This window comes from Globicatella sanguinis NBRC 15551 (assembly GCF_001552295.1).
Classification (GTDB): Bacteria; Bacillota; Bacilli; order Lactobacillales; family Aerococcaceae; genus Globicatella; species Globicatella sanguinis.
In genome coordinates this window covers 1-13,525 of the sequence record NZ_BCQX01000058.1, presented here as the reverse complement: position 1 = coordinate 13,525, position 13,525 = coordinate 1, and the positions used below count along the sequence as shown (strand labels likewise).

Here is a 13,525-nt window from a genome sequence, read left to right as displayed (position 1 = left end):
CCGCACAGTTGAGTTGGCCTCAAACAAGTTGCAAGACGCAGTTTGTGGCCACTCAACCACTGCGCTTTTAATTAACGCACAATAATTTTGACTAAATTTATCAAATTTATGCCCAGCCTCTTATGCCTACTCTCAATTAACTTAACGCTTCTTAAAATAAGCTTAATTGATCTTCATCTGGTAAATGGTCTAAGACCCCATTTTCAGTAAGATATTCAATAATTGTTTTCGAAACTTTGCCACGTTTTTGTAAATCTTCTTTGGAAATAAAAGGCGCTTCTGAGCGTGCTTTAACGATTTGTTGCGCAACACTTAGACCTAAGCCTGATACTGCATTGAAAGGTGGAATGAGCGTATCTCCTTCGATTTTAAAGACATCAGCTTCTGATTTATCAATATCAATCATCGAGAATTTAAAGCCTCGCTCAAGCATTTCATTCGCTAATTCTAGGACGGTTTGTAAACTCTTTTCCTTCACTGAAGCATCAAACCCTTTCGCTTGGATTTCTCGAATACGTCGCTTGACCATCTCTTTTCCTTGATGCATGGCTACTAAATCGAAATCTTCAGCCCGAATTGAAAAATAAGCAGCATAATAATACATTGGATAGTGCACTTTAAAGTATGCCACCCGTAAGGCCATCATAATATAGGCTGCCGCATGGGCTTTCGGGAACATATACTTAATCTTTAAGCAAGAGTCAATGTACCACTCAGGTACTTTATTTTCACGCATGGTTTCTTGCCAATCATCTGGGATACCTTTCCCTTTACGAACACTTTCCATAATCTTGAAGGCTAAGCCATCTTCAATTCCATATTGCATTAAGGTCACCATAATATCATCACGACATCCAATTACTTTGGCTAGCGTCGTCGTTTTATTTTTAATTAGCTCTTGCGCGTTTCCTAACCAAACGTCGGTACCATGTGACAGACCTGAAATTTGCAGTAATTCTGCAAAAGTCTTAGGTTTGGTTTCCGTTAACATCCCTCTAACGAAGAAAGTTCCGAATTCTGGTACGCCCAAAGTTCCTGTTTCCGAAAAGATTTGCTCACTTGTCACCCCTAATGCTTCCGGTCCACTAAATAAAGACATCACATCTGGGTCATTCATCGGAATGGTTTGGGGGTCAATGCCACTTAAATCTTGTAATTTCCGAATCATTGTCGGATCATCGTGTCCTAATATATCAAGTTTTAGGACATTGTCATGAATTGAATGGAAATCAAAATGGGTAGTTCGCCATTCGGCTGACAAATCATCAGCTGGATACTGCACGGGTGTAAAATCAAAAACATCCATATAATCTGGAATAACAATAATCCCTCCCGGATGTTGACCAGTAGTTCTTTTTACACCTTCAATTCCTTTGGCTAAGCGTTCTTTTTCTGCTTGTGGCATATGTTCTCCGGTAGTTTCGAGATAACCTCTCACATAACCAAATGCGGTCTTTTCTGCAACTGTCGAAATGGTTCCGGCACGATAAACATAATCTTCACCGAATAATACTTTGGTATAAGCATGGGCACGTGGTTGATACTCACCAGAGAAGTTCAAATCGATATCGGGTACTTTGTCACCATAGAATCCCAAGAAAGTCTCAAATGGAATATCATGGCCATCTCGGTGTAAAGGTTTGCCACAATGCGGACAATCCTTCGGTTGTAAGTCAAAACCTGACCCAACTTCCCCCTTAGTGAAGAATTCACTAAATTTACACTCTTTACAATAATAATGGGGTGCTAAAGGATTGACTTCGGTAATTCCTGTCATGGTTGCGACTAACGAAGAACCTACCGAACCCCGTGAACCAACTAAATAACCATCTTCATTACTTTTATGAACCAGTTTTTGGGAAATTAAATAAATAACCGCAAAACCATTTGAAATTATCGAATTCAGTTCTTTTTCAATACGTGCTTCAACAATTTCAGGCAATGGATCGCCATATAATTCATGCGCTTTATCATAACTTAAGCGACGGATTTCTTCATTACTACCTGGAATATTAGGTGTAAATAGTTTATCCTTTATTACTTCGATTTCATCAATTGAATCAGCAATTTTTTGGGTATTGGTTACCACTAATTCTTTAGCCTTTTCACTACCTAAAAAAGCAAATTCCATCAACATTTCATCCGTCGTTCTAAAATGAACAGGTGGTAAAAACACTTGACGATTGGCATTAATTTTCATTGATTTAATTAGAATTTCACGATAAATTGAGTCTTTTTCATCTAAGTAATGAACATTACCAGTCGCAACAACCGGAATATTCTTTTCTTCACCTAAACGTACTAATTCACGCATGATGTTTTCTAAATCGGCTACTGAACCTAATTGTTCTTGGTCGATTAAAGTTTGATAAACTGATTTTGGTTGAAGTTCAATATAATCATAAAAATCTACTAACTCCGCCGTCTCATCAAACCCTTTTTGCATCATCGTAGTGAAAATTTCCCCCTCACTACAAGCCGTACCAACTAGTAAATTTTCGCGATATTTGACTAATAAGCTTCGCGGTACTCGTGGCGTTCTAAAGAAATACTTAACATTGGATTCAGAAATAATTTTGAATAAATCTTTTAATCCTTCTTGATTTTTCGCTAAGAGCGTCGCATGAAATGGACGAGCATTTTTATAACTATCACCCTCACCTAATTGATCATTTAATTGCGAATGCATGGTCATATTAAAATCATCTTTAGCTTGTTCTAACAATTTATACAAAATATAACCCGTTGTTTCCGAGTCAAAGACTGCCCGGTGATGTTGTTCTAAATTGATATTATAATGTTTGGCTAAAGTATTTAAACGATGCGCCCGTAAATGACTATTAACTAAACGTGACAACTCCAAAGTATCAATGACAGGTTGTGTTGTCTCTTTAAGTCCCATACGAAGATAGCCTTTATTTAAGAATCCCATATCAAAGCTCGCATTATGCGCCACTAAAATCGTATCTTTACTAAATTCATAAAATTTTTGTAAAACTTCGGCTTCTGGGGGCGCATCTTGTAACATTGCGTCAGTAATACCGGTTAACTCTGTCGTAAAGGCAGAAAGCGGATGACCCGGATTAATAAAGGCTTCAAACGTATCGATCACTTCGCCATTTTGCATTTTGACACCAGCTAATTCGATAATTTTATCATAAACAGCCGAAAGCCCCGTTGTTTCCACGTCAAACACTACATAGGTAGCCGAATCTAACTCGATTGGTTGTGGGTAATAAGCAATCGGTTCACCATCATTGACGACATAAGCTTCAATACCATAGAGCACTTTAATGTTATTCGCTTTTCCTGCAGAATAAGCTTCTGGAAAGGCTTGGGCGGCCCCATGATCGGTAATAGCAATAGCTGGATGCCCCCATTTAGCAGCTTGTTTAATAAAATCACTAACACTATTAGTAGCATCCATTTGACTCATATTAGAATGTAAATGCAACTCAACTCGTTTTTCACCCTCTGGTGCACGATCAACCCGTTCGTTATGGGTAATATGACGAATACTACGGGGTCTAAAGTCTAATTCTGATGTAAAGTTATCCGGTACCATATCCCCTTCTAGACGTAACCAGTCGCCCTTATTGTACAAGGTAAATGATTCTTTTTTAATACCGCGTCCACTCATTAATTTTACAGTTACCGAACTCGTATAGTCCGTGACTTTTAAAATCATTAATTGATTGCCTGAACGTAAATCTTTAATTTCTTTACTAAAGACATACCCTTCAATGACTTGTCTAAATTGATTATCAGGCAATTCTTTGATGGGGGTAATAATGTTGCTGGTAATGTCTTTACCGATTGGTTTAATATCACTATTATTAACTGGTGCTTCAATACGCGTTTGTTGTTGACGCTTTTCAGCCATTACCATCGCGTCTTTAAGATTTTTTTCATCTTCCAACATCTTACGTTCCATTACACTTAAACGTTCTGCTTCATGTAATTTTTCATCAAAATAATATTCAATTTGAATATTGTTAATTCCAACTCTTGCTAAATGTTCCATTAATAAAGAATGATATTGGTTTTGGATAACATCAATTTGTTGTTCCATTGCTAAAGCAACTTTAATTGTTCGACCATCCAATTGATGCTTAGCTGAACCTAAAAGTGTTTTAACGAATGGTTTTTCCATTGAAACGACACTTAAAACGGCCGTCCAATAATCTAAAATAATTTCATCAGTCAATTGATCATGATCAAACTGCCACCAAACCTCCACTTTAGCAATAGCTGAAAAAGCCATGCGCAAATGGTGTATAAAAACATTATAAACATGTGGATGGAATCGTTCGGCACTCTTCAAATGAAAATGCCATTGATTTGATTGTGCTAAAATATCGACATGGTCAATAGCTGTTTGCGATAAAGCGTCTAATATATCTTCATCTTGCAATTGAATTTGATTTAACAAATGTTGAAATAATTCTGTCTTGTCCATCATTATCCTCCATTTCCACTAACATAAAGAAAAGGAGGCGGATAAAGTCACCTGCGTCACTTTATTGCCACCTCATCTTTTCTTGGCTTTTATATTTTATCAAACTATACGATTAAAAGAAAGCTCTCATAATATCATTCCATGTCACTAAGATCATCAAAATAAATAAGATTGCTACTCCAATTAAAGTAATAATGCCTTCTTTTTCTTGTGCTAGTGGTTTTCCTCTAATAGCTTCATAAATATTTAAGATAATTTTTCCGCCATCAAGTGCTGGTATAGGTAATAAATTCATAATACCTAAGTTTGCACTTAACATAGACATAAAGCTGATGACCGTTAAGGCGCCATGTTGGACAACTGTATTGGTCATTTGTGCCATGGCTACCGGTCCCCCAAATTGATTCACATCAAAACCACGCTTAAACATTCCTAAAATAGTAGAAATAACCATCGTGATTACAGCCCATGTTTGGCTAAAGCCAAATAATAAGCGACTCTTGATGCTTGTGTCATAAGAACGGATAATCCCAATCTGTCCAAATGTTTGCCCAGATTCCTCATCCTTAACTTCGTTAACGGTAATTTGACTGGTGTGGGTCTGATTATCACGTTGATATTCGATAGGAATTGTTTTTCCAGGATTTGCTTGGATGGCCATCGCTAATTCGTTCCAATTATTAATCGTTTGATCCCCAAATTTCGTTATCCGGTCTCCTGCTATTAAACCGGCTGTGGCTGCTGGAGAATCAGCACTTACCTCACCTATGATGGAAGTATCTGACACAACGCCTCCTGAAATTAAGGCAACAATCATAAACCCAACGATAGCTAAAATAAAGTTGTTCACTGGTCCGGCAATATTGGTCTTAATTTTATTCCAAGGGGTGGCACTTTCATAACGTGTCGCTCTTGGTGAAACCAAAACTTTAGTACCATCGGCCTCGGTAATAAAAGCATTTGGATCTACTTGATAGGTCACCATCGTTTCTTGCCCAATGGGAAGTGCTCGTATCATCATCTTATCAATCAATTCTGCTTCATCTACTTGTACCGGTAATTCCTCAGGGTCATTTTTATCGGAAAGATTAATACCAGTGACAATGTTTTGTTCATTGAGGATTAATCCTACTTGCATCCCCGGTTCAATCCCGTCTTCTTCATTTAAACCTGCTAAGCGCACGTAACCTCCTAATGGCAACATTCGCACGGTATAAGTCGTTCCGGATTTATCTTGTTTGGCAAATAATTTAGGACCCATACCTAAAGCAAATTCCCGCACCCGAATCCCGGCTTTTTTGGCAAAATAATAATGCCCAAATTCATGATATACAACAATAATTGAAAATATCAGTAAAAATATGACAATTGTTTTTAACATTTAAAACACCTTTTCTTAATGAATATGCTTCATATTATAGCATAACACCCACAATTTATTGAAGAAAATGGGCAAACAGTTTAATAAATCTATTTGGCTCCATCTATTAGTTTATAGCGCAGTGGTTGTACGATCTCAAACTGCGTCTTAAAGACTTGTTTGAGACCTACTAAACTGTGGGGGCCGACGAAGCGAAAATCATTTAATTTTCTACTTCTGGCCCGCTCCCAACTTTGCTAGGATGAACAGACGAATCGAAAATTATTCGATTTTCTAATCCACGCCCACTCCCTAAAACCTCACTCATCCAAATTATAATAGTGAATGTGATCCGTCTACTTACAAACAGGATTCTCTTCATTATCAATCCTCATAATGGGTTTAGCTAAAATATTTAACACGTTTTCAGAATTATTTACCTGAACGTCCCTGATTCCGTCTCATTGAACGTGCTTGCTTTTTAGCTGTTTGACGTCTTTGTTCTTTAATTTGAATATCTAGCTTTTTTTTATAGCCAGGTTTAACTTTACGTTTTTTATTTTTAGCAATCATGCCTTTGATTACAGCATCGTCCGTATCTTTCTTAGTATCTTGACGCTTTTGACGACGATTACGTATTTTAGCTGGTCGAATCTCACCTTTTACTAGCTCAACTTCAGTAAATTCAATACCTTTTTTCTCCAACTGGACAATCGCTTGGTCATCATCGGGGGTCACAAAGGTATAAGCAGTCCCCGCAATATTATTACGTCCTGTTCGTCCTACACGATGAACAAAGAACTCTAATTCTTTAGGTACTTCAGTATTAATCACCATTGAAACTCCAGGTATATCAATCCCTCTAGCAGCTAGGTCGCTTGCTACAACAAATTGATAGTCCAAATCTCGAACTTGCTTCATTAGGCGTTTACGCTCACGCGGTGGGATTCCACCATGAATCAAGGCTACTTTTAAGCCCTGTTCTTTTAAATAATCAGCCACTTCATCAGCATATTGTCTGGTATTACAAAAGACTAACGCTAAGTAAGGATGACCCATCGTTAATAATTGATAAACTAATTCACGGCGATCTTGCCCTTTTGTATTAATTAAATAATTTTGAATTTCTTCAGCTAATACTTGTTTTGGCTCAATTTTAATCTGTTTGGGACTAGTCACATATTTATTTAAAAAGACCGATAACTGTTGAGGAATGGTCGCTGAAAAGACCATTAATTGTAACTCTTGAGGCATTCTCGAAGCAATTTCATCGATAATAGATAAAAAGCCTAGATCCATCGTCATATCAGCTTCATCCACAACCATTATCTTAGTTGTTTGGACCCATAAGGCATTGGCTGACATGAGGTCAAAAATACGACCAGGGGTTCCGATAACAATATGAGGTTGACGATTGTTAAGCTTTTCAATTTGACGATCCTTATCAGTCCCACCGACATAATTATTTACAACAATTTCTTCTGGCGCATCTTTGACCAATTGTCGCGTCACATCATATAATTGATTCGCTAACTCACGACTGGGAGCGGTAATAACGACTTGCACACTTGCCTCTTGAGGATCGATTTGATTGACAATCGGTACTAAAAAACTATGTGTTTTACCTGAACCAGTCTGAGATTGAACAATTAAGTTTTCACCTGCTAAAGCCGGTTTTAAAACTTCTTCTTGAACAGCCGTTAAATTTTCAAATTGTAATTCTGCTAATGCTTTTTGGATAAACGGCTGTAAATTTAATTCTTTAAATGTTGTCATTGTTTTCTCCTTCTTGTTAGAACATACAAATAAATTGTATCATATTAGGAGTTGTATCTCACTACTAAAATAATAAAAAGTCAGGCTTGAGTCTTTTAAAAAGTTAATCCTTTTAATGCCTCAAAACCTAACTTAGTCATTTGTATTATCTATTTAATTACTCAGCAACTGTTGTCTCTTCAGCGGCTTCGTCTTCAGCAGCAGTTTCTTCTGCTTCTGTTTCTTCTGATTCGCCTTCAGCTGTTGTTTCTTCCGCTTCTGATTCACCTTCAGCCGTCGTTTCTTCAGCGGCTTCTTCAGCGGCTTTAGCACTTTCTTCAGCTGCTTCAATTGCAGCCATTAATTCATCTAAAGCTGGTTTTAAATCTTCATCTTTAATTTCTACGCCTTTTTCTTTAATGAATTTACCAACAATGCTATAAGCTAAATTAGAATCGTTGTATTTACTATCTAAATACTGTTGTTTCACTTCATCTTTTACTTCATCATAAGGTTTCTTCTCACCATTATTGATAACATTGATAACATGGTATCCATATTGTGATTTAACAGGTTCTGGCACTAACTCTCCGCTAGCAACAGATTTAACAGCTTCTTCAAATTCAGGAACCATTTGTCCAGATGAGAATTCACCTAAATTACCACCATCCGCTGATGAGCTATCAGTTGATAATTCTTTTGCTAAATCTTCAAATTTTTCACCGTTATTTAAACGTTCAATAACTGAGTTAGCTTCTTCTTCTGTTTCTACTAAAATATGTTGTGCTTCCATTTTTGGCGCATAATCATTTTCGTAGTATGCTTTAATCGCTTCTTCTGAAGTATCTACATTTTTGCTAATAACTTCTTGGAATAAGTTACGAATATAAACAGACTCTCTAAAATCATCAATTGATCCTAAGTTTTGGTAAGCTAATAATTGTTGGAAAACTTGCTCGCCACCAGCACTTTCAATTTGTGCGTTTACTTCTTCGTCAGCAGATTTCTTCAATGCCTCAGCGTCATCTACATTTTGAGTTAACACTTTTTGAATAATCATACTACGTAAAGTAGCTGTACCAGCTTTCGCTTTTAATTCAGCATAGAAATCATCTAACGAAATGGTCTCGTCTCCAATAGTTGCGATTACTTCTGATTTATTATCAGCTGCTGATTCTGCATTTTCATTCGCTTTTGTAGGAGTGCATCCTGCTAATAAGAACATTACTGCCGATCCAGTCACTACTTTTACTAAACTTTTTTTCATTATAAATAAAACTCCTTCATTGACTTAAAGTGTATAACAAGATAACTATAACATATTTTGTGGTCGTATGGTACATTTTCAAGAAAAATACTAATTTTCAGATACATTTGATAGATTGTTCATATTTTCTTCTAAATTATCTTTCAATGTCTCAATTCTTCTTTGAATGCGATTAATACGCGGTTGATTATTTTCCATAAAATGTTTAATATCACCTTGTAATTCTTCAACCAATGCCTGAGTAGTTTGGACACCATCATTTTTCACTTGATCGACAACAGTATTCAAATGATCTACTTTAAATTTTAAGTCAGTCACATCGCTTTGCGTTTGCTCTTTAAATTCTTTCAATTGCGTCCGTGTTTCTGATCCTTTTCGGGGGGCATTGAGTAGACCAATGGCTCCTCCAATAACAGCACCCCAAAATAAGCCAGACCAAAAAGTTTGTTTCATTATTCAGTCACCTCACTAATCCCTTGAGTAATTTGCTCAGCTAAAGAAGTTAGCTGTTCTTTGGATACATCATCCATATGATTAGTAAATGTTAAACTAAAGCCATCTTTTTCACCATAACGTGGAATGAGATGCCAATGTGAATGAAAAACTGTTTGATAAGCTGCCTCGCGATTGTTATTTAAAATATTTAAACCTAACATATCGGGAAATGCTTTATCTAATCCTTTTGCAATTTTCGGTAAACGTGCCAACACATCCCCCGCTAATGTTGGTGAATAATCAAAAATATCTTGCACATGTTCTTTCGGGACTAATAATGTATGACCAGGAGTTGTTTGAGAAATATCTAAAAAGGCATACACTAAATCATCTTCATAAACCTTTACAGAAGGAATTTCTCCATTTATTATTTTACAAAAAATACAATCAGTCATTTATAAAACCTCCATTCTAATTGAAATAAGTATAACAAATTTAAAATAGTGAAGCAAAAAATTGATAATATACCAACACTACTAAACAGATACCTGCCAAATAAACAATCGTAAAATAAGGTTTACGTATTTTATGACGAAAAAGAAACATTCCTACTAATCCTCCAAGTCCACCACCAAAAAATCCCATGGCTAATAAGGTCTGCTCCGAGATCCTTTGCGCGTTTTTAATAGCCATCCATTTATCCTATAACATTGCGAACAGTAAACTGACATTTAGGATGATTAAATATAAAATGAAAAAACTTTGAGCATTTAGATGGTTAAAAAAATACTCGAACAAGTTAGTTGTTAATAAAATGATGTTTTCCAATAGATTTCCTCTCTTTAATAAAAATATTATTCTATTATGCCATAATCATGTTAAGCTTAAAAGTCCGTATGGCCAATCACAATTATTCATTATAGCAATTCATTTGCAACAAATTTTCTCTAAGTAAGCTATTATTAGAGATACCTTTTAACTACTGCTTTATATTTTTTGATGTGATTAAACTGAGTAATGTGGCTCAACCATACTATTTGACCAAGATTCATAACAATAAAAAAACTCGACTATTAGTCTAATAACTAATTAATCGAGTCAATCTAAATTTTATTGATTTATATCGCTAATTTTTCTAAGCGATCAGGTCTAAAGCCAAAGAATGGTTCTTCGCCTTCAATTTCTACTACTGGTAAAGATTGGAAGCCCATTTCCTTAATTTTATTTAATGCATCTTCATTTTCGTAAACATCAATCATTGTATATTCTACAGAATTATCTTCTAAGAATTTTTTGGTGAAATTACATTGCATACAATTTGGTTTTGAATAAACAGTTACAGTTTTCATAATCCACTCTCTTTCCGTCGATGTGATTATCGACTAATTGTCAATGACTATATACTACCCTATCTTTACTGCTATTGCAACTATATATTGTGTTTAATTTTTCCTTGAACACTAAATATAGTGTTTTTTGTGAAATTTGAGTGCTTATCAAAATTAATAATACTAAATTTCATACATTTAAAATTATCCGAAACCGATTATAACAGGCTTAAAATTTAAACTAAATACAATTCGAATAATTCTATTTTGTAAGATATTAACTTGTCTTAACTAAGTTATTTATTGATTAAAAATAGGGAGTGGACCAGACTTAGAAAATCGAATAGTTTTCGCTTCATCTGTTCACCCCCACTTAACTAATACGCTATAAAATAACAAGCACTCAGTTAGCTAAATTAATCAAGTTTAAGCCAGTCTCTCAAAGATAAATTGTTAAATGATTAATTACATATCCATAATATTTTTAATCACGATAATAAACATATTTTAATTAAATAAACCATTCAGGTGGAACACTATTATCAGGTATATCTTTTGTTTGATAATATTTTGCCGGTATTCCAACAGCAGTCACATTTTGAGGTACTGACTTTAACACCACAGCACCGGCACCTACTTTAGCACCTTGTCCAATAGTAATATTTCCTAAAACCGTTGCGCCTGCCCCTAAAATCACATCTGATTCAACAGTTGGATGCCGTTTGATACCTTTCTCCTTACCGGTCCCCCCTAAAGTTACACCGTGAAAAATCGTTACACGATTGCCAATGATGGCTGTTTCACCTATTACGACTCCGGTACCATGGTCAATAAATAGATGATGCCCAATTTGAGCACCTGGATGAATATCGATACCCGTCTTAGTTTTGGCTCTTTCGGAGACCCAACGAGCTAAAAATAAATGGTGATGACGATATAGCCAATGACTCAAGGTATGATAACGTCTCGCTTTAATGCCTGGAAATAATAGGAAAGCTTGTATCACACTATTACAAGAAGGATCTTGCTGATAAGCCCACCTGGCTTCTTCCCACCAAAATTTAAATACTTTAAGCATTAAAGAGTCCAGCAGATAAGTAACGCTCACCTGTATCTGGTAAAACTGTTACCACTGTTTTTCCATATCCTAATTCTTTTGCTAATTCAGTGGCTGCAAAGACATTAGCACCTGAGGAAATTCCAACTAACAATCCTGCTGTTTTAGCTAATGATTTAGTCGTTTCAATCGCATCTTCATTAGAAACGGTAAAAATACGATCTACAGCGTCAGCTCTATAATTATCAGGCACGAAATTTGCTCCAATTCCTTGAATTTTATGAGGACCCGCATTTCCTTCACTTAACATTGGTGAAGCAGTCGGTTCTACTGCCCAAACAATCGTTTCAGCATTTGCTTCTTTTAAAGTTAATCCTGTTCCTGAAACAGTTCCACCGGTCCCTACACCAGCCACAAAACCGTCTACTTGTTCTAAGTCTTTTAAAATTTCTTTACCCGTTGTTTCTCGATGTGCTTTAATATTCGCTTCATTAGTGAATTGTCCAAAAATAGGTGCCGATAATTCCTCAGCTAAAGCTTCTGCTTTGGCAGTAGCACCCTTCATTCCTTCTGAACCAGGAGTTAATACTAACTCCGCCCCATACGCCGCCATTAAGTTTCGACGTTCAATCGTCATAGTTTCTGGCATTACTAAAATAACTTTGATTCCTAATGCAGCCCCCATCATAGCTAAAGCGACTCCAGTATTTCCACTAGTTGCCTCAATAATAGTGCCACCCGTTTTTAAGACTCCTTTATCTAATAAATCTTGTAAAATAAATTTCGCAGCACGATCTTTAATACTTGCACTTGGGTTAAAACTTTCTACTTTAACATAAATATCAGCACGATCTTGATTTGGATTAGCTAACTTTACTAAAGGTGTATTTCCTATTGTTTCGATAATGTTCTCAAATAACATATAAAATTTCCTCCTAATAGAACCCAATACTTTTCGAATATTATCAACGTAATAATTGGATTTTCAATAATTCATAAGCAGTATTATGCCATATCTCTTTATGATTATAAAGTAAAATGCTTGTTAGAATGAATTGATTTTTATAGCCGATAAAATAATCGCTACACCCGCTAATACTGATCCAATCACTAAGAACATAAGATTCGATCATATATAAGAAGTATTTAATATTACCAACATTACTTGACAAAAAGCCTAAAAATGATTGATTACAATACCCATTTTCTGCCCCATTTTAAAATGAAGGTATAAAAAAAGACTGATGACAAAGTTAATTTTAACTCGTCAAGCAGTCTATAAAGTCTATTGTTGTTGCATTTTCATACTATTTAAAATTTGTTGAACTTTTTTCTTAGATGGTTTTTGACCCATTTGCATCATCATTTGTGTAATCATACGTTCATCAATTGGTGGGTTTTCTTTAAAGTAATTCATCATATAACGACGAGCAGCAAAAAAGCCTCCAACGAAACCAGCGATAATACCAATTACAACAATAATTAACCATGCCCATGTTGGTAGCATACTATTCCCTCACTTTCCTAACTAAATACATTATATATAATACTAAAGAATGATTAAAAATAAAAGTAATAATCTAATTAATCCTCATTATGACGATTATGAATACGTTTTTCCTTTTGAATTGCTTTTAATTTATCAGGAGTAACATCATTTCCTTCTTCATCAACGATTTTTAATCCTTCAATATGATTTCTAAAACCTTTACGTAAATTTTGTAAATATTCTTCTCTCAGAATAGATTGTTCTTTTAATTCAGCTTCAGTCAAACCATGTTCTTTCTTCTTTTTTGATAATTCATTAATTCGACGCAATTTCTCTTCGCTTAACAAAATGTTCCCTCCTAACTATAAAAAAAGA

12 protein-coding genes are annotated in these 13,525 nt (G+C 35.4%); all 12 read right to left on the bottom strand.

All coding sequences use genetic code 11. The features are described 5' to 3' along the window. Positions 1 to 151: 151 nt before the first annotated feature. Positions 152 to 4,462, bottom strand: a complete 4,311-nt coding sequence (locus GSA01S_RS06240; protein ID WP_066125888.1) for a PolC-type DNA polymerase III — start codon at positions 4,460 to 4,462, stop codon at positions 152 to 154. Between the two features lie 109 nt (positions 4,463 to 4,571). Further along, entirely contained in the window at positions 4,572 to 5,840 is a 1,269-nt protein-coding gene (gene rseP / locus GSA01S_RS06235; protein WP_066125886.1) for an RIP metalloprotease RseP, read from the bottom strand. Between the two features lie 411 nt (positions 5,841 to 6,251). Beyond that, on the bottom strand, positions 6,252 to 7,595 hold the full coding sequence (locus GSA01S_RS06230) for a DEAD/DEAH box helicase (RefSeq protein ID WP_066125885.1): 1,344 nt from the start codon (positions 7,593 to 7,595) through the stop codon (positions 6,252 to 6,254). 157 nt (positions 7,596 to 7,752) lie between these two features. Continuing rightward, entirely contained in the window at positions 7,753 to 8,841 is a 1,089-nt protein-coding gene (locus GSA01S_RS06225) for a peptidylprolyl isomerase (RefSeq protein WP_066125883.1), read from the bottom strand. A gap of 90 nt (positions 8,842 to 8,931) precedes the next feature. Further along, positions 8,932 to 9,294: a YtxH domain-containing protein gene (locus GSA01S_RS06220; RefSeq protein WP_066125881.1), complete on the bottom strand. Its 363-nt coding sequence runs from the start codon at positions 9,292 to 9,294 to the stop codon at positions 8,932 to 8,934. Next, positions 9,294 to 9,731 carry an HIT family protein gene (locus GSA01S_RS06215; protein ID WP_066125880.1) on the bottom strand — a complete coding sequence of 146 codons (438 nt, stop codon included), beginning with the start codon at positions 9,729 to 9,731 and terminating at the stop codon, positions 9,294 to 9,296. Before GSA01S_RS06215 ends, GSA01S_RS06220 begins: the two co-directional genes overlap by 1 nt. A 40-nt stretch (positions 9,732 to 9,771) precedes the next feature. Continuing rightward, a complete protein-coding gene (locus GSA01S_RS06210) occupies positions 9,772 to 9,969 on the bottom strand; it encodes a DUF1294 domain-containing protein (RefSeq protein ID WP_066125878.1) in 198 nt (65 codons plus the stop codon). Between the two features lie 425 nt (positions 9,970 to 10,394). Next, entirely contained in the window at positions 10,395 to 10,625 is a 231-nt protein-coding gene (gene nrdH, locus GSA01S_RS06205; protein ID WP_066125877.1) for a glutaredoxin-like protein NrdH, read from the bottom strand. 490 nt (positions 10,626 to 11,115) lie between these two features. Beyond that, positions 11,116 to 11,682 (bottom strand): serine O-acetyltransferase EpsC, encoded by a 567-nt coding sequence (gene epsC / locus GSA01S_RS06200; RefSeq protein ID WP_066125875.1) that lies wholly within the window; start codon positions 11,680 to 11,682, stop codon positions 11,116 to 11,118. Beyond that, positions 11,675 to 12,583 carry a cysteine synthase A gene (cysK, locus tag GSA01S_RS06195; protein WP_066125874.1) on the bottom strand — a complete coding sequence of 303 codons (909 nt, stop codon included), beginning with the start codon at positions 12,581 to 12,583 and terminating at the stop codon, positions 11,675 to 11,677. Before cysK ends, epsC begins: the two co-directional genes overlap by 8 nt. 363 nt (positions 12,584 to 12,946) lie before the next feature. Next, complete coding sequence (locus GSA01S_RS06190; protein ID WP_066125872.1) at positions 12,947 to 13,168, bottom strand: YneF family protein; 222 nt, start codon at positions 13,166 to 13,168, stop codon at positions 12,947 to 12,949. 77 nt (positions 13,169 to 13,245) lie between these two features. Next, on the bottom strand, positions 13,246 to 13,497 hold the full coding sequence (locus tag GSA01S_RS06185; RefSeq protein WP_066125870.1) for a DUF896 domain-containing protein: 252 nt from the start codon (positions 13,495 to 13,497) through the stop codon (positions 13,246 to 13,248). Positions 13,498 to 13,525 lie beyond the last annotated feature (28 nt).

Excerpts from the sequence above, each read along its gene's own strand:
- epsC (WP_066125875.1), bottom strand. The coding sequence starts at position 11,682 with ATGCTTAAAGTATTTAAATTTTGGTGGGAAGAAGCCAGGTGGGCTTAT.
- GSA01S_RS06225 (WP_066125883.1), bottom strand. The coding sequence starts at position 8,841 with ATGAAAAAAAGTTTAGTAAAAGTAGTGACTGGATCGGCAGTAATGTTC.
- cysK (WP_066125874.1), bottom strand. The coding sequence starts at position 12,583 with ATGTTATTTGAGAACATTATCGAAACAATAGGAAATACACCTTTAGTA.
- GSA01S_RS06210 (WP_066125878.1), bottom strand. The coding sequence starts at position 9,969 with ATGGCTATTAAAAACGCGCAAAGGATCTCGGAGCAGACCTTATTAGCC.
- GSA01S_RS06215 (WP_066125880.1), bottom strand. The coding sequence starts at position 9,731 with ATGACTGATTGTATTTTTTGTAAAATAATAAATGGAGAAATTCCTTCT.
- GSA01S_RS06230 (WP_066125885.1), bottom strand. The coding sequence starts at position 7,595 with ATGACAACATTTAAAGAATTAAATTTACAGCCGTTTATCCAAAAAGCA.
- GSA01S_RS06220 (WP_066125881.1), bottom strand. The coding sequence starts at position 9,294 with ATGAAACAAACTTTTTGGTCTGGCTTATTTTGGGGTGCTGTTATTGGA.
- rseP (WP_066125886.1), bottom strand. The coding sequence starts at position 5,840 with ATGTTAAAAACAATTGTCATATTTTTACTGATATTTTCAATTATTGTT.
- GSA01S_RS06240 (WP_066125888.1), bottom strand. The coding sequence starts at position 4,462 with ATGATGGACAAGACAGAATTATTTCAACATTTGTTAAATCAAATTCAA.
- nrdH (WP_066125877.1), bottom strand. The coding sequence starts at position 10,625 with ATGAAAACTGTAACTGTTTATTCAAAACCAAATTGTATGCAATGTAAT.
- GSA01S_RS06190 (WP_066125872.1), bottom strand. The coding sequence starts at position 13,168 with ATGCTACCAACATGGGCATGGTTAATTATTGTTGTAATTGGTATTATC.